The sequence below is a fragment of the Myxococcaceae bacterium JPH2 genome (genome assembly GCA_016458225.1).
Taxonomy (GTDB): Bacteria; Myxococcota; Myxococcia; order Myxococcales; family Myxococcaceae; genus Citreicoccus.
Window position 1 is genome coordinate 207944 of sequence record JAEMGR010000010.1, and the last position, 16795, is coordinate 224738.

13 protein-coding genes are annotated in these 16795 nt (G+C 70.8%); 5 read left to right on the plus strand and 8 right to left on the minus strand.

Annotated elements, in window-relative coordinates; translation table 11 throughout:
- Positions 1-108: 108 nt before the first annotated feature.
- Genes JGU66_18230 through JGU66_18240 form a run of 3 tightly spaced genes read right to left on the minus strand, consistent with a single transcriptional unit; the run spans position 109 to position 6161 of the window.
- Positions 109-1491 (minus strand): sigma 54-interacting transcriptional regulator, encoded by a 1383-nt coding sequence (locus tag JGU66_18230; GenBank protein MBJ6762706.1) that lies wholly within the window; start codon positions 1489-1491, stop codon positions 109-111.
- Positions 1492-1514: 23 nt separating this feature from the next.
- Positions 1515-3764 carry a hypothetical protein gene (locus tag JGU66_18235; GenBank protein MBJ6762707.1) on the minus strand — a complete coding sequence of 750 codons (2250 nt, stop codon included), beginning with the start codon at positions 3762-3764 and terminating at the stop codon, positions 1515-1517.
- A gap of 27 nt (positions 3765-3791) precedes the next feature.
- On the minus strand, positions 3792-6161 hold the full coding sequence (locus JGU66_18240) for an FdhF/YdeP family oxidoreductase (protein ID MBJ6762708.1): 2370 nt from the start codon (positions 6159-6161) through the stop codon (positions 3792-3794).
- Between the two features lie 224 nt (positions 6162-6385).
- Between JGU66_18240 and JGU66_18245 the strand changes: the two genes are divergently transcribed.
- From JGU66_18245 to JGU66_18265, 5 genes are all read left to right on the plus strand, one after another.
- On the plus strand, positions 6386-7408 hold the full coding sequence (locus JGU66_18245) for a BON domain-containing protein (protein ID MBJ6762709.1): 1023 nt from the start codon (positions 6386-6388) through the stop codon (positions 7406-7408).
- Positions 7409-7564: 156 nt separating this feature from the next.
- The gene (gene hutU, locus JGU66_18250; GenBank protein MBJ6762710.1) at positions 7565-9220 is read left to right on the plus strand and encodes a urocanate hydratase; all 1656 of its coding nucleotides are present in this window, start codon (positions 7565-7567) and stop codon (positions 9218-9220) included.
- Positions 9221-9228: 8 nt separating this feature from the next.
- Positions 9229-9957: a hypothetical protein gene (locus tag JGU66_18255; GenBank protein MBJ6762711.1), complete on the plus strand. Its 729-nt coding sequence runs from the start codon at positions 9229-9231 to the stop codon at positions 9955-9957.
- A gap of 4 nt (positions 9958-9961) precedes the next feature.
- Positions 9962-11227 (plus strand): imidazolonepropionase, encoded by a 1266-nt coding sequence (locus tag JGU66_18260; GenBank protein MBJ6762712.1) that lies wholly within the window; start codon positions 9962-9964, stop codon positions 11225-11227.
- Between the two features lie 85 nt (positions 11228-11312).
- A complete protein-coding gene (locus JGU66_18265) occupies positions 11313-12158 on the plus strand; it encodes a class II glutamine amidotransferase (GenBank protein ID MBJ6762713.1) in 846 nt (281 codons plus the stop codon).
- Positions 12159-12162: 4 nt separating this feature from the next.
- Here the strand turns inward: JGU66_18265 and tsaE are convergent, their stop codons facing one another.
- The 5 genes from tsaE to JGU66_18290 form a co-directional block, all read right to left on the minus strand.
- Positions 12163-12648, minus strand: a complete 486-nt coding sequence (gene tsaE, locus JGU66_18270; protein MBJ6762714.1) for a tRNA (adenosine(37)-N6)-threonylcarbamoyltransferase complex ATPase subunit type 1 TsaE — start codon at positions 12646-12648, stop codon at positions 12163-12165.
- Entirely contained in the window at positions 12645-14177 is a 1533-nt protein-coding gene (locus JGU66_18275; protein MBJ6762715.1) for an NAD(P)H-hydrate dehydratase, read from the minus strand. The genes tsaE and JGU66_18275 overlap by 4 nt, the downstream gene beginning before the upstream one ends.
- 3 nt (positions 14178-14180) lie before the next feature.
- Positions 14181-14561: a holo-ACP synthase gene (gene acpS / locus JGU66_18280; protein MBJ6762716.1), complete on the minus strand. Its 381-nt coding sequence runs from the start codon at positions 14559-14561 to the stop codon at positions 14181-14183.
- A 4-nt stretch (positions 14562-14565) separates the two neighbouring features.
- Positions 14566-15291 carry a pyridoxine 5'-phosphate synthase gene (locus JGU66_18285; protein ID MBJ6762717.1) on the minus strand — a complete coding sequence of 242 codons (726 nt, stop codon included), beginning with the start codon at positions 15289-15291 and terminating at the stop codon, positions 14566-14568.
- 106 nt (positions 15292-15397) lie between these two features.
- On the minus strand, positions 15398-16792 hold the full coding sequence (locus JGU66_18290) for a phosphoglucosamine mutase (protein MBJ6762718.1): 1395 nt from the start codon (positions 16790-16792) through the stop codon (positions 15398-15400).
- Positions 16793-16795: the final 3 nt, after the last annotated feature.

Consider the following 16795-nt stretch of genomic DNA (forward strand, 5'->3'; position numbering starts at 1 on the left):
GCATGACAGAGCCCCCAAGGTAGGGGGGCGTCACGCGCCGACAAGTCAGTCACCCGGGCGGGGTTGCCTGAGCGCCGCTGAACACACGGCGCCCACGCTCACCCGCGGCTACACCTTGAGGCCGTGCCGACGCAGGAGCCGGTAGAGGTACACCCGGTCCATGTCCGCCGCCGACGCGGCCTGCGCCACCTTGCCCTGGTGCAGCGCGAGCAGCGCATCCAGGTACTCGCGCTCGAAGGACTCCAGGGCCCGGCGCCGTGCTTCCGCGTAGGGCAGCTTGGGATCGATCGCCGTCTGCGCGACTCCCGGCGACGCGCCCACTTCCTCGGACGACGGCGGCATGGCGTCCTGGAACACCAGACAGCGCTCCAGATGGTTGCGCAGCTCACGCACGTTCCCGGGCCACGCGGCGCGCTGGAGCTGTGCGACGAAGTCCGGCGCGGACAACGACTCCACCTGCGCGGGTGTCGCTCCCAATGAAGCCAGGATTCGCTCGGTGATGAGCGCGATGTCCTCGGGGCGCTCACGCAGCGACGGAATGAGGATGCGCAGCACCGCGAGCCGAAAGAACAGATCCGAGCGGAAGCGCCCGCCGTTCACCTCGGCGCGCAGGTCCCGGTTCGTGGCGGCGATGACGCGCACGTTGACCGGTTGATACGTGTTCGAGCCCAGCCGGCGGATCTCCCCCTCCTCCAGCACGCGCAACAGCTTGGGCTGGAGCTCGGCGGGCAGCTCGCCAATCTCGTCGAGGAAGATGGTGCCCCCATCCGCCTCCTCGAACGCGCCCACGCGGCGCTGCAGGGCCCCGGTGAAGGCGCCCTTCTCGTGGCCGAACAGCTCGCTCTCCAGCAGGTTCGCGGGAATGGCGCCGCAGTCCAGGGTGAGGAAGGGGCCCGCGGCCCGTGCGCTGGCGCGATGGATGGCCAACGCCGCGCGGCTCTTGCCCGTGCCCGTCTCTCCCTCCAGGAGCACCGTGGCGTCGCTCGCGGCGGCGCGCTCCATGAGGGCGAAGCTCACGCGCGCCACCACCGACGTTCCCACCAGGTCACCGAACACGGTGCGCTCGGAGATGAGCAGGCGGTTGCTCTCGGGGCTGAAGTCGAAGCGGACGCTGACGCGCCCCAGGCGCAGCACGCTGCCGCCTCGGAGGAAGGCCTCGCGCACGTGCACGCCGTCGAGGATGGTGCCGTTGCGACTGTCCAGGTCGCGCACCCGCGCCCCGTCCCGATCCACTTTCACTTCGCAGTGGAAGCGCGACACGGTGGGCTCCTCGATGACCAGGTCATTGAGGGCGTGCGAGCCCAGCGAGTAGGTGTCCGCGCTGGACTCGCGGAAGAACCCAGGCTGCGGGCCCTCCAACACGGTGAACCGGAAGCGCCGGACCGCGCCGGTGGCGCCGGGGCGCCGGGTCCCAACAGGCAACGTCTGCTGCGGATCCTCGGAGCTGGAGGCGGGGCGCGCGGAGCCAGATGGCCGCTCGGGAGGAGTCATGTCCCCGATACGCTAGCACCGCTTCAGCCCCGGAGGTTCAGCTCAACCAGGAAGTCGGGGCCACCCTCCTCCACCAGGGCCTCGTCAATCGCTTGCGGTCGCTCGTCGCCCGTCCACAGTCCCAGCAGCTCGTAGATGAGCCACGGCGCGAGTCCCCGCGCCACCCGCTGCGCCGCCTCGCGAGGCAGCCCCGTCAACGAGCCCTGGGCCTCCATCACACCGCGCGCCAGCTTCGCCGGCATCACCCAGCACTCGGGACGCACGAACGCGGGCACCAGCAACAAGCAGAAGGCGGACTCCGTGCGCGCCAACACCGCATCCACGTGTTCGCGAGAGAGACGGAAGGTGGGCAGCCACTGTCCCTCGCCTCGCTGCTCCAGCCGCGCCACCCGCATGCGCGCGACCCGGCGCGTGCGCACCATCCCCGCCATCTCCGCCGTGACGACGAAGGCCACCTCCACGCCGTCGTTCTCCTGCTCGGGCACGGGGGTCTTGCGCCGCACGCTGAAGCCCAGCTCCACCGGAACGGGCTGCCCATGCGCGAGCAAGGACGACATGTCCCCGCGGATCCGCTCGAACTCACCGTGGATGCCCGACAGCAGGCTTGCCACCAACTCCTCGGGCGCCTCGCGGAAGCGCTCCGCGTAGCGCAGCGCGAACTCGGACTCCACGCGCCCCACGGCCCCGAGCAGCAGCTCCTCCAGGTCGCGATCCCGCAACCAGGTGCGCCCCCCCATCGGCACGGCTCGCGTCGAGTGCAGATGGCGCAAGGCGTCCGTGAGCGAGGCCGGGCTCGAGGGCTCCGTCGGCGCAGCGGGCTTCGTCCCCTTCCCCACGCCGCCCTGGAACCAGTTCTGGAGGGCGAGCGCACGGAAACGAGCACGCGGTGACGGGTGCTCCAGGAAGCGCCGCACCAGGCGCTTATCGGTCGCGGTGCGCGCCAGGCCCAGCACCGTCAGCTCCGCCTCGGAGGAGGCTTCATCCGGAGCGCACCACAGGAAGAACTCGATGGCCGCCTTGCGCAGCACCGGCTTGCGGCCCATGCGCATCGCCACCTGCTGCCGCCACGCCGCCAGCTCATCGAGCCCCGGGCGTGCACCGGCGCGGAAGCGCGGCCACAGCTCCGCGCACTCGTCCGCCAACCAGCACAGGTGCACGAAGCCAGGCAGCTTCTCCAGTCGAGCCCGCGCACGTCCCCGCCGCTCGAATGCCTCAGGCACGCCGCGCCGCACGGCCGCGCGGAACAGGCGCTCCTCCAGCCACAGGATGGTGAGGGCCAGCCCCGGCTCGTTCTTGCGCAGCGTGGCCTGACAGTGATCCAACACGAAGCGCGCGTGCCGGAGATCCGCCGCGGCCTCCATGTCGCTCTGGACGAGCGCCCCCAGCGCCCCTCTGAGCCCATCCACGGGCGAGGAGTCGAACAGCGTCAGCAGCTCGCACAGGTTCTCCACCACCGCCTGCGGCCCGCCCGCCTCCACCGTGCGAGCCAGGAGCATGCCCGCGCGAGAGCACCAGTCCGGCTCCTTGCGGCCGTTCGGATAGCACGCGAGGAAGCCCCGCATGCCGCTGCGCCCGTCGGCAGACATGGCCAATGCGAAGAGCCGCTCGCCGAGCACCTCACTGGCCTCATGCCACGGGATGCGCGCCGCGCGGGTCCGGATGAAGTCCGCCAGCCTGTCCCTGCCCTCCTCGCGCGTGTCCGGCAACAGCGTGCGCAGCTGCTCCAGCAAGCCCACGGACTTCACGCCCGTCCCGAGCACCTGCTTGAGGTCCACCTCCACCACGTCCTGGAAGCGCAACGCCCGGCCGTCGAAGGTGCACGGCACGCCCTCGACGAGCGCGAGCAACGACTCGGGATGCCGCCGCAGGTAGCGCGTGAGCACCGTGGACATGGACGCATCCGTCTCACGTCGCACGCGCAGGGCCCCGCCGCCGTCCCCCGCCGCGATGAGCGCGTGGACCGCCTCGGCCTGCCGCGCCAGGAGCTGACGCAGCAGCCCCGCCGGAGGCTCCGCGTAGGGCCACAGCAGCTCGCTGCACGTGGACAGGAGGAACAACAGCTCGCCGGACGAACGCTCGCCCGGAGACAGCCGCTCCCACGCGGCGGCCTGCGCTTGGGTGCGCTCTTCCAACGACGCGCCGCGCACCCATTGCGCGAACGTCTCTCGCCACCCGGCGCTCGCGTCCACGGCTTCCGCGGGCGAGACCTGGGCCACCTGCTCATAGAGGGGCCGGATCGACTCCGGCCACCCGCTCTCAACGGACGACGACATGGGACCTCGGATGCATCGCCCCGTGCCTCAAGGGCTCACGCCCGCGACCAGCGCTGGCGCATCCAGGCTCGGCGACAGGGTGATGACCACGGACTTCGACGTGGGGGTGCGGCTCTTCTCCGCGTAGCTGTCGAGCGGCACCAGGACGTTGGCCTCGGGGAAGTAGGTCGCGGCGCAGCGCCGGGGGATGTTGTAAGGCACCACCACGAAGCGGCGCGCCACCCGCGTCTCGCCCTGGAAGTGGCTCGTCAGGTCCACCCACTGGCCCGCCGCGAACCCCAGGTCCTTCACGTCCCCGGGATGCAGCAGCACCACGCGCCGCCCGTCCCGGATGCCTCGGTAGCGGTCATCCAGGCCGTAGATGGTCGTGTTGTACTGATCATGCGTGCGCAGCGTCATCATGAGGAGCTGACCGGGCTCCAGGTGGAGCCGAGGCATCTCGTGCACCGTGAAGTGCGCCTTGCCGCTGGCGGTGGTGAAGTGCCCCTCGCGCGGCCCGTTGGGGAGCGCGAACCCGCCCGGCTCGCGCACGCGCGTGTTGAACGACGTGAAGCCCGGGATGCAGCGCGCGATGAGATCGCGCACGCGGTCGTAGTCCTCCACCAACCACGTCCACGCCACCTTCGAGCGCGCCCCGAGCACCGCCTGGGCCAGCCCCGCCACCAGCGCGGGCTCGCTCAGCAGGTGCTCCGATGCGGGAGGCACCGCGCCGCGAGACGCGTGCACGATGCCCATGGAGTTCTCGACGGTGACGAACTGGGGACCCGCCACCTGGAGGTCTCGCTCGGTGCGGCCCAGGCACGGAAGGATCAGCGCGCGGCGACCGTGGACGAGGTGCGCGCGGTTGAGCTTGGTGGACACATGCACCGTGAGGCGCGTGCGCCGCAGCGCCTCGGCGGTCCGCTCGGTGTCGGGCGAGGCGGACAGGAAGTTGCCGCCCAGCGCGAAGAACACCTTCACCTGCCCCGCGAGCATGCCGTGCAGCGTGGCCACGGTGTCGAGCCCCGAGCGGCGCGGCGGCTCGAACTGGAACTCGCGGGCCAGGGCGTCGAGGAACTCGGGCTTGGGGTGCTCCCAGATGCCCATGGTGCGATCGCCCTGCACGTTGCTGTGACCGCGCACCGGACACAGGCCCGCGCCCGGCTTGCCCACGCCGCCGCGCAGGAGCGCCAGGTTGACGATCTCCTGGATGTTGGCCACCGCGTTGCGGTGCTGCGTGAGCCCCATGGCCCAGCACCAGATGGTCCGCTCCGAGCGCGCCAAAATCTCCGCCGCGGCGACAATCTGGTCGCGCGACACGCCGCTCTGCTCGACCACGTCGTCCCACGACACCGCGCGCGCGTGGGCCGCGTACTCCGCGAAGCCGAGCGTCTTCTCGTCGATGAAGCCACGCGCCACCACCGACCCCGGGCGCGCGTCCTCCATCTCGAACAGGGCCTTGGCCAGCCCGTGGAAGAGCGCCACGTCGCCGTTGATGCGCACCTGGAGGAACAGCGTGTTGATGGCCGTGCCCGGACCGAAGAGCCGCAGCACCTCCTGCGGGTGCTTGAAGCGGTTGAGGCCCGTCTCGGGCAGCGGGTTGATGCTGACGATCTCACAGCCGCGCCGCGCGGCGGCCTGGAGCGCGGAGAGCATGCGCGGGTGATTCGTGCCGGGGTTCTGCCCCACGACGAAGATGGCCTGCGCCTGCTCGAAGTCCTCCAGCGTGACGGTGCCCTTGCCAATGCCCACTGTCTCCGTGAGCGCCCGGCCACTGGACTCGTGGCACATGTTCGAGCAGTCCGGCAGGTTGTTCGTCCCGAACTGGCGCACGAAGAGCTGGTAGAGGAACGCGGCCTCGTTGCTCGTGCGCCCCGACGTGTAGAAGCACGCCTCGTCCGGAGAGCCCAGGGCGTTGAGTTCCTCGGCGACCAGCGCGAAGGCCTCGTCCCAGGAGATGGGCTCGTAGTGCGTGGCGCCCTCGCGCAGCACCATGGGGTGCGTGAGGCGGCCGGCCTTGCCCAGCCACATGTCCGACTGGCGTGACAGCTCCGCCACGCTCCAGTTCGCGAAGAACTCGGGCGTCACGCGCGCGCGCGTCCCCTCCTCCGCGACCGCCTTCGCGCCGTTCTCGCAGAACTCCGCCATGGAGCGATGCGCCTTGGGGTCCGGCCATGCGCAGCCCGGACAGTCGAAGCCGTGCTCCTGGTTCACCTGAAGCAAGAGCTGGGTGCCGCGCACCGGGCCCGCCTCACTGAACACGTGCCGCATGGCCGTCACCACCGCGGTCATGCCGCCAGCCACCGTCTCCACCGGGCGCACGTCGGGAGGACGGGTCTCCTCGGGAGGCAGGGCGCTCGGCAGCACGGGCGCCAGCACGGCCCCGGGCTCCGGCGCGTGCCGAGTCTGCCCCTCCATCTGCGCGTCCGCCATGAACCACCCTCCCAGAAGCCCGTGCGCGCGACCGTTCCGCCGCCGCCCGGGCGGGCGCAATCCTACCCCGCCCGAGGCGCGAGGTGACGCCCGAGGATGGGCCTCCCCCCGTCTTCTCCCCACCCGCCCTCCGTTGCCGACACCTCCCACCGGCACGAACGTCTTGGAGCGGAGTGCGACAGCGCACGGCACCCCGAGGAGGCGGCGCGATGAGCGGCAGGCACCATGACGGCAAGCGCAAGCGAGGCCACGACCCCAAGGGGCGAAAGCACGAGCAGCCCAAGGAGGGGCTGCCCGGCGGGTGGGAGGCAGCCCGAGCGGGCGGTCCCCTCGCCCACGAATCTCCGCTCCTGGGCCGGGCCCACCGCGACGCGGCGCACTACCTGGACGACGCGCGGGACGACGCCCGAGCGCGGCGGATCCACGCCGGGGACTGGGACTCGGATCCGGACCGCCAGGGCGAGTCCCGGGACTTCGCGTGGGACCGCGACGACCGGTATCTGGCGAGAGACACCGACACGCGCGAGTTCGACCTCGACCAGGACTTCCACGTCGCCGCGCAGGACCTGGACCGGGCGCGCCCGCCGCCGCGGCACTTCGACCCCTACCGAGAGCGGGATCGCCGCGCGCGAGAGTTCGATCCCGAGCGAAGCCTCCGGCGCCCCGGATTCAGCCCGAGTGGCTCCTTCCACGAGCTTCCCCCCGAACCCCTCCCGGAGCGCCCCAGGCGAGGGCCGCCGCGCCGCCCGCGAGGGGGGCCCCCGCTCCCCGAACAGGACGTCCGGTTTGGCGGCACGGAGGCCGGACCTCACGGCCCCGGGCGCGAGAACATGGCGCCTCCGCAGATGGGCTATTGGACCAGCCCGTCGCGACCGCAGGACCACGAGCTGGGGCACGGCGGCTATCTCGGACGCGGCCATGTGCCACGTCCCGCGGGGCGCGGACCTCGCGGCTACACGCGCTCGGACTCACGGATCCGAGAAGAAATCTGCGAGCGCCTGATGCGGGAGTGGATGGACGCCAGCGAAGTGGAGGTCCACGTCGAGGCCGGCGAGGTCACCCTGCGCGGCACGGTGAGCAGTCGCGACGAGAAGCGAGCCATCGAAGACGTGGCCGACGGAGAGTTGGGCGTGAAGGACATCCACAACCACCTGCGCATCCGCGAGGCGGGGCACGCCGCGGGGACCTCCACGTCCCAAGCGCCAGAGGACGCCCACCCCCACTCGAGCTGAGGTCCCCTGGGACCACCCGTCCATGTCCGCCCGCGTCACGACGCAGTGACGCGGGCGCCACCGCGTCGTGCAGCACGAGACATCCCCGGGCCCGGGGGCTTCGGGTAGTGTGCCGGCCCTCGACTTGACCGAGCCTTCGGCTCCAGGAGTCTTCGCATGTCCCGCGTCATCCGCGCCCCCCGAGGCACCACCCTGTCCTGCAAGGGCTGGGTCCAGGAGGCCGCGCTCCGGATGTTGATGAACAACCTCGATCCCGACGTGGCCGAGCGCCCCGAGGATCTCGTCGTCTACGGCGGCACGGGCAAGGCCGCGCGCGACTGGCCGTCGTTCGATCGCATCGTCTCCAGCCTCCAGAACCTCACCGACGATGAGACGCTGCTCGTGCAGTCCGGCAAGCCCGTGGGCGTGCTGCGCACCCACCCGGATGCGCCGCGGGTGCTCATCGCCAACTCGAACCTCGTGGGCAACTGGGCCAACTGGGACCACTTCCACGAACTCGAGAAGAAGGGCCTGATGATGTACGGCCAGATGACGGCCGGCTCGTGGATCTACATCGGCACGCAGGGCATCCTGCAGGGCACCTACGAGACGTTCGCCGCCGCCGGCCGCCACCACTTCGGCACCGATGACCTGGCGGGTCGCCTCATCCTCTCCGGAGGTCTGGGCGGCATGGGCGGGGCGCAGCCGCTGGCCGCCACCATGAACAACGCCGTGTTCCTGGGCGTGGAGATCGACCCCACGCGCGCCCGCCGCCGCGTGGAGACGCGCTACCTGGACGTCGTCGCCAAGGACATCGACGAGGCGCTCGCGCTGGCCAAGGACGCCATGCAGCGGCGCGTGGGCAAGTCCATTGGCATCATCGGCAACGCGGCGTCGGTGTTCCGCGAGCTGTACCGGCGCGGCATCAAGCCCGACCTCGTGACGGATCAGACGAGCGCACATGATCCGCTCAACGGCTACATCCCCACGGACCTGTCGCTGGAGGCCGCGCACGAGCTGCGCCAGCGCAATCCGCAGGAGTACGTGCGGCGCGCGCGCGAGTCCATGATGATGCACGTGGACGCGATGAACGACTTCCAGCGCGCGGGCAGCTTCGTCTTCGACTACGGCAACAACCTCCGGGGCCAGGCGCAGCTCGGCGGCATGTCGGACGCGTTCGAGTTCCCCGGCTTCGTGCCCGCGTACATCCGCCCGCTGTTCTGCGAGGGCATGGGACCGTTCCGCTGGGTGGCCCTGTCCGGAGACCCCGAGGACATCCGCCGCACCGACCGCGCCGTGCTGGACCTGTTCCCGCACAAGGCCTCGCTCAAGCGCTGGCTGGGCATGGCGCAGGATCGCATCGCGTTCCAGGGCCTGCCCGCGCGCATCTGCTGGCTGGGCTATGGCGAGCGCGCCAAGGCGGGCCTCATGTTCAACGAGCTGGTGCGCAAGGGCGAGGTGAAGGCCCCCATCGTCATCGGGCGAGATCACCTCGACTGCGGCTCGGTGGCGTCGCCCAACCGCGAGACGGAGGCCATGAAGGACGGCACGGACGCGGTGGCGGACTGGCCCATCCTCAACGCCCTGGTCAACGCGGTGAACGGCGCGTCGTGGGTGTCGTTCCACCACGGCGGCGGCGTGGGCATGGGCTACTCGCTCCACGCCGGTCAGGTCATCGTCGCGGACGGCACGCCCGAGGCCGCGCGGCGCATCGAGCGCGTGCTCACCTCGGACCCGGCCATGGGCGTGCTGCGCCACGCGGACGCGGGCTACACCGAGGCGGTGGACGTCGCGAAGGAGCGCGGCGTGAAGATCCCCGGCATCACGATCTGAGACCCGGCATGACTCCCCCGAACGTCCGAAACTGCCTGGCCGTTGCCTGCGCGCTCACGACGCTCGGGGGCTGCGCGCCTACCACCCTGGGCCCGGCCGTGATGCGGCTGGGCCCGGGCAACCCGGACGCGCGGCTGTTCCAGCTGGGCATCCGCTCCGGGCCCCGGCTGAGCGCGTCGCTCAACAGCACCTCCAGCACGCCCTTCCGAGGTGACACCAGCACCCTGGCCACGCAGCAGTGGGGGCTCGCCTACGACGCGGCGCTGACCTTCCCCGTGTCAGAGCGGCTGTCGCTCCACGCGGGCGCGCAGGGCGAGGTGACGCCCATGACGGTGCCCATGCCCGGCTATGGCGTCTATGCCGGCGCGTCGTACTACCTGGGGACGGAGCGCGTGGGCCTGGGTCCCGCCCTGTCCGTGCGCGGCGCCTCGGACTTCGGCCTCACGGGCCGAGGCGGCCCCGGCAGCATGGTCGGCGCCGAGGCGACGTGCGCGCTCGCCCTCCAGCCCGAGCCCGGCGTGTCGCTGGGCCTGGTGCCCTTCTTCAGTTGGAACCAGACGTTCGCCCGCGAGGCGACCTCCACCTGGGCGCTGTACTACGGCGCGGTCCTGGCCGCGCGCGTGTCGCTGGGGCGAGGCTCCAATCAGGTGGAGCTCTCCGGCGGCTTCGGGCGCACGCGCCTGGGCACGGGTGACCGCTGGAACGTTCCCATCGTGGGCGTGCGAGGCGCCCGCTGAGGCCCTGACCATGTTGGACCTGCTCGTTCGCAACACCTCCGAAGTCCTCACCGTCGAAGGCACCCACCGCGAGCCCGCCGAGGCCGCGCTCACCTCGCGCCCTCGTGCATGCGTGGGCCTGCGCGCGGGCCGCGTGGCCTACGTCGGTCCCGAGGCGGACCTGCCCGCCGATGCCATCGGTCCCACCACCGAGGTGGTGGACGCCGAGGGCGGCTTCGTGGGCCCCGGCTTCGTGGATCCGCACACGCACCTCGTCTTCGCGGGCGAGCGCTCCGCGGAGTTCGACCTGCGCAACCAGGGCGCCACGTACTTGGAGATCGCTCGCGCGGGCGGAGGCATCGCGAACACGGTGCGCAACACGCGCGCCGCCAGCGAGGACGAACTCATCCAGCTCGCGTTGCCGCGCATCGAGCGACTGCTGTCCTTCGGCGTGACGACGGCGGAGGTGAAGAGCGGCTATGGCCTGTCCGTGGAGCACGAGCTGAAGATGCTGCGCGTGGTGCGCCGCCTGGGCTCGCACACGCCCATGGAGCTGGTGCCCACGCTCTTGTGCGCGCACGCGGTCCCCGAGGAGTACAAGGGCCGCCGCGAGGACTACCTGGAGCTGTGCATCCGCGACATCCTCCCCGCGGTGGCACGCGAAGGGCTCGCGCGCTTCTGCGACGTCTTCACCGAGGACAGCGCCTTCACCGTGGACGAGTCGCGCCGGCTCCTGCTCGCGGGCCGCGCGCTCGGACTCGTCCCGAGACTCCACGCGGATCAACTCACCGCCATGGGCGCCTCACAGCTCGCCGCCGAGCTGGGCGCCGCCAGCGCGGACCACCTGGAGCAGATCACCGACGATGGCATCCGCGCGCTCGCCGCCGCGAACGTCACCGCCTGCCTCGTGCCCACCTCCACCCTCTTCTTGCGGATGCGCCCGTACGCGCCCGGCCGCAAGCTGCGCGACGCCGGCCTCAACCTCGCGCTGGGCTCCAATGTGAACCCGGGCTCGTCCATGACGGAGAACCACGCGCTCGTATTGGGACTCGCCTGTCTGGAGAACGGACTGAGCGCGGCCGAGGCCTACTGGGCCGCCACGCGCGGGGCCGCGCAATGCTTGGGACTCCAACAGCATGGCCGCCTGGCTGTGGGGGATGCGGGCGACCTGGTGGTGTTTGGCTGTTCCAGCTACCGGCACCTGCCCTACCATCTGGGTATCAACCACGCGCGAGTGGTGGTGAAGAGTGGACAGGTGGTGCATCGCGCGCGGATGAGTACCTGTCAGTGAGGGGCGACGCAGAGGTCGCGCCGTTCGCCGGTCGACAGGCGGGACTATCCGCCCACGCCGGCCGTTATAAGTACCAACTGCCGCCATGTGCCGACTCTTTGGAATCCGCTCCGCTGTTCCCGCTGCCGTCCACTCCGCGCTGGTGACGGAGAAGAACTCGCTGCTCATCCAGTCGCGTGAGCACAAGGACGGCTGGGGCATCGCCGCGTACGGCGCCGAGCCGCTCCCTCACGTGGAGCACGGGGTGGGCGCCGCGTTCAATGATCCCGACTTCGAGCGCGTCTCCAGCTGCGTGTCCGCGCGCACCGTGGTGGCGCACATCCGGTTGGCCAGCGTGGGCACGGTGCAGCTGAGCAACTCGCACCCCTTCTCCTTCGAGCGTTGGTCCTTCGTGCACAACGGCACGCTGCGCGAGTTCGCCCAGCATCAGCCGGCCATCGAGGCGCACATCCGCGCGGACCTGCTCGCGCAGATCAAAGGCACGACGGACAGCGAGCGCTGCTTCTATCTCTTCCTCACCCGGCTCTCGCAGCGCGCCGCGCTGAGTGGTTCGGTGACCTTGGATCAGGTCGCGAGCGCGCTCGCTGAAACCATGAGCCTGGTGGCCTCCATCACCGACGTCCCGGGCAACGAGCCCAAGTGCCGCTCGGCGATGAACTTCCTCGTCACCAACGGCGAAGTGATGGTCGCCTCGCGCCGCAACCGCACCCTGTTCATGTCCGCCGGGCCGCGAAGCTGCTTCGGCGCAGGCCAGACGCCTGTGCCCGGGGCCGCGCTGGAGCAGTTCATCGTGTCCAGCGAGTCGCTGTGCGGCGGCCCGCATTGGCTTCCACTCGAGGAAGAGGACGTGGTCGGCGTGGACCAGGGCCTCGTCTTCCGCAAGTGGAAGGTACAGGAGCTGGCGAGCCGTCCGGCGGCGCAGCGCTCCTGAGGCTTTAGCCTTCCTCGGCCCACCACCGCTCCAGCAGCGCCGTGGGCCGCTCTCCAAACGCCTCGGCGGTGAGCGTCCGCGCGTCGTCGCCCGCATGGCCGAGCGTCACGCGCAGGTACTCGCGCGGCGCGGCCTCGGGGATGCGATCCAACCACTCCACCAGCACCGCGCCGTCGTTGCCCACCACGTCCAGGAAGCCCGTGGCGTACAGCTCGTCGTAGTCGACCAGGCGGTACAGGTCCGCGTGGTACAGCGGGATGCGGCCCGCGTAGGGATAGACAATCGCGAACGTGGGGCTGGCCACTTCGGAGCGAGCCACGCCCGCGCCCTCGGCCACGCCGCGCACGAGGTGCGTCTTGCCCGCGCCCAGGTCGCCGATGAGTCCCACGAAGTCACCGGGGGCCAGGAGCTGTCCCAGCCGCACGCCCAACCGATGCGTCTCTTCCGGCGACGCGGACACACGCGTGCGCACCTGCGGTCCTGCAGTCATCGTCCCCACCTCACCCAGACCTCACAGAGGCCCTTGAGCAGATCCGTGGCGATGAGCCCGAGTTGCCCGCGCCGCGCCGCCACGAGGTCCCCCGCCAATCCATGCGCATACACGGCGGTGCACACCGCGCTCGACACCGGCAGCCCCTGCCCCAGCAGCGCCCCGCAGACACCGGACAGCACATCCCCCGAGCCACCGGTAGACATGCCCGGGTTGCCCGTCGGGTTCATGAACACGCGGCCACCCGGCTCGGCGATGAGCGTGCGCGAGCCCTTGAGCACCACCGTCACGCCTGACGAAGTCGCCAATCGACGTGCCACGTCCATTCGATGCGCCTGGACCTCCCGAGTCGACTGGCCCGTCAAGCGGGACATCTCTCCGGGATGTGGCGTGAGGACGACGGGCCCGCGAGCACGGCGAAGCACCGACAAGTCCTCGGCCACCGCATTGAGCGCATCGGCGTCGAGGACCACCGGCAACTCCACGCGCGACAGCAGCTCGCCCATCAACGCCGCCGTTTGAGGCCCCCGAGCAATCCCCGGCCCCACCACGAGCGCGTCCTTGCCCTCGGCGGCGGTCAGCAGCGCGTCCAGGTCTCCGAGCCCCAGCGGTCCCTCTGCCTCCAACGCCTCGCCCATGATCTCCGGCGCATGCGCGAGCACATGCCCCAGCGCGGAGGGACGAGTCGCCACCGTGACAAGCCCCGCACCGCTGCGCAGCGACGCCAGCGCCACCATCGCCGCGGCCCCCGTCTTGCCCGGACTGCCCGCGACGACGAGCACGTGGCCGTAGGTCCCCTTGTGCGTATCCGCCCGGCGTACAGGCAGCGCCTCACGGGCATCGGACTCTTCCAGCCACAGCAGCTCGGGGCCGGAGATCGCCTGAGCGACCGCGCTGCCCATTCCGATGTCCACGCGCCGCACGTCGCCACACAATGAGGCGCCGGGCTCGAAGAGCTGCCCCGGCTTGAGGTAGCCGAACGTCACCGTCACGTCCGCCTCGACACACGGAGAGAATGCCTCACCCGTGTCGCTGCGAAGCCCCGAGGGCACGTCGGCCGCCACGACCTTCGCGCCCGACTGACGCCACCGCGCCAGCACGGCGATGGCTTCGGCGAAGGCACCTCCGGGTGCACGACTGAGACCCGTGCCGAACAGCGCATCCACGGCCACGTCGCCCGTGCGCAGCGCGGGCATCGCGTCCAGCGCGCCCGGCTCCACACCGAAGCCTCGGAGCGCCTCCAGGTTGCGACGCGCCTCGGGCGTGAGCTTCGCGGTGTCGCCCACCAGCGCGACGAAGACATGCGCCCCACCCGCCTGGAGAAAGCGAGCCGCGACCAACCCATCTCCACCGTTGTTGCCCGGGCCGCCCACCACCACCACCCGCCCCGAGGGCGCGAGCAGGCCGCGCGATACCTCCGCGAGTCCCCTGCCCGCGTTCTCCATCAGGAGCCCCGAGGGCATGCCGTGGTGCTGCTCGGCGGCCTGTTCGGCCTGGCGCATCTGCTCGGCGGTGAGGACACGCAGCATGGGTCAGCCCCTCTTCGTCTGAAGCACCACCGTGGCGGCGGCCACGCCAGCGTCATGGGTGAGCGCGAGGAAGGCCTCCAACCCTCGGGCCTCCATCACCTCGCGAGCCACGCCAGCGAGCGCGAAGCGGGGCGGCCCGTCCTCGCGCACGACCTCCATGTCACGCCAGCGAATCCCCTTGGGCGCGCCCAGGGCCTTGACGAGCGCCTCCTTGGCCGCGAACCGCGCCGCGTAGGCGCTGGCGGCATCGTGGCGCTCCGAGCAGGTGGCCCGCTCGCCGTCCGTGAACACGCGCGTGAGGAACGCGTCCGCCCGGGGCCCGGTGATGATGCGCTGGATGCGCTCGATGGAGCAGATGTCCAGGCCCAGGCCGATGATGGACATGGCGTTACCCCGCGTCGCGCATCAGCTCGAGCATCTCGCGCACCGCACGCTCGAAGCCCACGAGCACGGCGCGCGCGACGATGCCATGGCCGATGTTCAGCTCGTCGATCTCCTGGATGCGAGCGATGGGCTGCACGTTGTCGTAGTTGAGGCCGTGCCCCGCCGCCACGCCCATGCCGAGCTTCGCCGCCGCCTTGGCCGCGTCCACGATGCGCGCCAGCTCCCGCGCCCGCTCGCGCTCGTTGCGCGCCTCGCAGTAGCGCCCGGTGTGCAGCTCGATGCGGTCCGCGTTCACCTTGTGCGATGCGCGCACCTGGTCCAGGTCCGGATCGATGAACAGCGAGACCGAAATCTCCCCGTCCTTGAGGTTCTTGATGATCTTCGCGATCTGCTCGCGCTGGCCCGCCACCTCCAGGCCGCCCTCGGTGGTGAGTTCCTCGCGGCGCTCGGGCACCAGCGTCACCACGTCCGGCTTGTACTCGTAGGCGATCTTCACCATCTCCGCGGTGGCCGCCATCTCCAGGTTGAGCAGCGTCTGCACCGTGTCGCGCAGGATGCGCAGGTCTCGGTCCTGGATATGGCGCCGATCCTCGCGCAGGTGGATGGTGATCTGCCGCGCGCCAGCCAGCTCGGCCAGCGCGGCCGCCGTCACCGGATCCGGATAAGGGGTGCGACGCGCCTGACGCAGCGTCGCCACATGATCCACGTTGACACCCAGTCGCTGTCCCATCGACCGCTCCTCGCTTTGCGGGCGGCCTCGGGATTCTCAGCGGGCCCGGGCCGTGCCGGCCCTTCTATTGAGGGCCGGCGTCCGGAAGTCAACCCAGCAGAAGCCCCTACCGGCTGAGGGCCTTGGCCAGCGCGTCGCCAATCTCCTTGGCGAAGGCTTCATTGCGCGCCGCGTCCTCGCCCTCGATGAGCACGCGGGCCTTGGGCTCGGTGCCGGAGAAGCGCACCAGCACGCGGCCGGACTTGCCCAGCCGCTGCTCCACGCTCTTGATGACCTTCATCACCTCGGGCAGCTCACCCAGCTCGCGCTTCTGCTTCACCACCACGTTGAGCAGCGTCTGGGGCACCGGCTCGAAGATGGAGGCCAGCTCGCTCAAGGGCTTGCCCTGGCGGCACATCACCGCCAGGAGCTGCAGCGCCGCGAGGGTGCCGTCGCCCGTGGTGGTGTGGTCCAGGAAGATGAGGTGGCCGCTCTGCTCGCCGCCCAGGTTGTAGCCGTTGCGGCGCATCTCCTCGACGACGTTGCGGTCACCCACGCGGGTGCGCGCGACCTTCACGCCCCACTGGGACACCGCGCGCTCCAGGCCGATGTTGCTCATCACCGTGGCCACGAGCGTCTTCTTCTTCAGCTCCTTGCGCGCCACCAGCTCGCCGGTGCAGATGGCCATGATGGCGTCGCCATCCACGACCTTGCCCTTCTCATCCACGACGATGAGGCGGTCCGCGTCGCCGTCCAGCGCGATGCCCAGGTGGGCGCCGTGCTTCACCACCGTGCGCGCCAGGTTCTCCGGATAGAGCGCGCCGCACTTGTGGTTGATGTTCTTGCCGTCCGGCTGCACGCCGATGGCGATCACCTTGGCGCCCAGCTCCTCGAGCACCAGGGGCGCCGTGCGGTACGCCGCGCCGTTCGCGCAGTCCACCACGATGGTCAGCCCCTCCAGCGTCAGCTCGCGAGGGAACGTGGCCTTCAGGTAGACGATGTAGCGCCCGCGCGCGTCCTCCATGCGGAACGCCCGGCCAATCTTGGTGGCGGTGGGGCGAATGGAGTCGATGGCGCCGCTCGACAGCAGCTCCTCGATCTTCGCCTCCGTCTCGTCCGGCAGCTTGAAGCCATCGCGCCAGAAGAACTTGATGCCGTTGTCCTGGTACGGATTGTGGGACGCGGAAATCACCGCGCCCGCGTCCGCGCGCATGGACGTGGTGAGGTTGGAGATGCCCGGCGTGGGCAGCGGCCCCACCAGCTCCACATCCACGCCCATGGAGATGATGCCCGCGGCCAGGGCCTGCTCCAGCATGTAGCCCGAGAGCCGCGTGTCCTTGCCCACGAGCACGCGGTGCCGGTGCGGACCATTGCGGATGAGATACGCGAGCGCGCGACCGAGCTGCATCGCGACCTCGGCGGTCATCGGGTAGACGTTCGCCGTGCCGCGCACACCGTCGGTGCCGAACAACCGTTCCGCGGTGCGCCCCTCCTTCGGGGGCATGTTCATCCTGTACGCCATGTG

Coding starts and splice junctions, on each gene's coding strand:
- JGU66_18230 (MBJ6762706.1), bottom strand. CDS start 1,491: ATGACTCCTCCCGAGCGGCCATCTGGCTCCGCGCGCCCCGCCTCCAGC.
- JGU66_18235 (MBJ6762707.1), bottom strand. CDS start 3,764: ATGTCGTCGTCCGTTGAGAGCGGGTGGCCGGAGTCGATCCGGCCCCTC.
- JGU66_18240 (MBJ6762708.1), bottom strand. CDS start 6,161: ATGGAGGGGCAGACTCGGCACGCGCCGGAGCCCGGGGCCGTGCTGGCG.
- JGU66_18245 (MBJ6762709.1), top strand. CDS start 6,386: ATGAGCGGCAGGCACCATGACGGCAAGCGCAAGCGAGGCCACGACCCC.
- hutU (MBJ6762710.1), top strand. CDS start 7,565: ATGTCCCGCGTCATCCGCGCCCCCCGAGGCACCACCCTGTCCTGCAAG.
- JGU66_18255 (MBJ6762711.1), top strand. CDS start 9,229: ATGACTCCCCCGAACGTCCGAAACTGCCTGGCCGTTGCCTGCGCGCTC.
- JGU66_18265 (MBJ6762713.1), top strand. CDS start 11,313: ATGTGCCGACTCTTTGGAATCCGCTCCGCTGTTCCCGCTGCCGTCCAC.
- tsaE (MBJ6762714.1), bottom strand. CDS start 12,648: ATGACTGCAGGACCGCAGGTGCGCACGCGTGTGTCCGCGTCGCCGGAA.
- JGU66_18275 (MBJ6762715.1), bottom strand. CDS start 14,177: ATGCTGCGTGTCCTCACCGCCGAGCAGATGCGCCAGGCCGAACAGGCC.
- acpS (MBJ6762716.1), bottom strand. CDS start 14,561: ATGTCCATCATCGGCCTGGGCCTGGACATCTGCTCCATCGAGCGCATC.
- JGU66_18285 (MBJ6762717.1), bottom strand. CDS start 15,291: ATGGGACAGCGACTGGGTGTCAACGTGGATCATGTGGCGACGCTGCGT.
- JGU66_18290 (MBJ6762718.1), bottom strand. CDS start 16,792: ATGGCGTACAGGATGAACATGCCCCCGAAGGAGGGGCGCACCGCGGAA.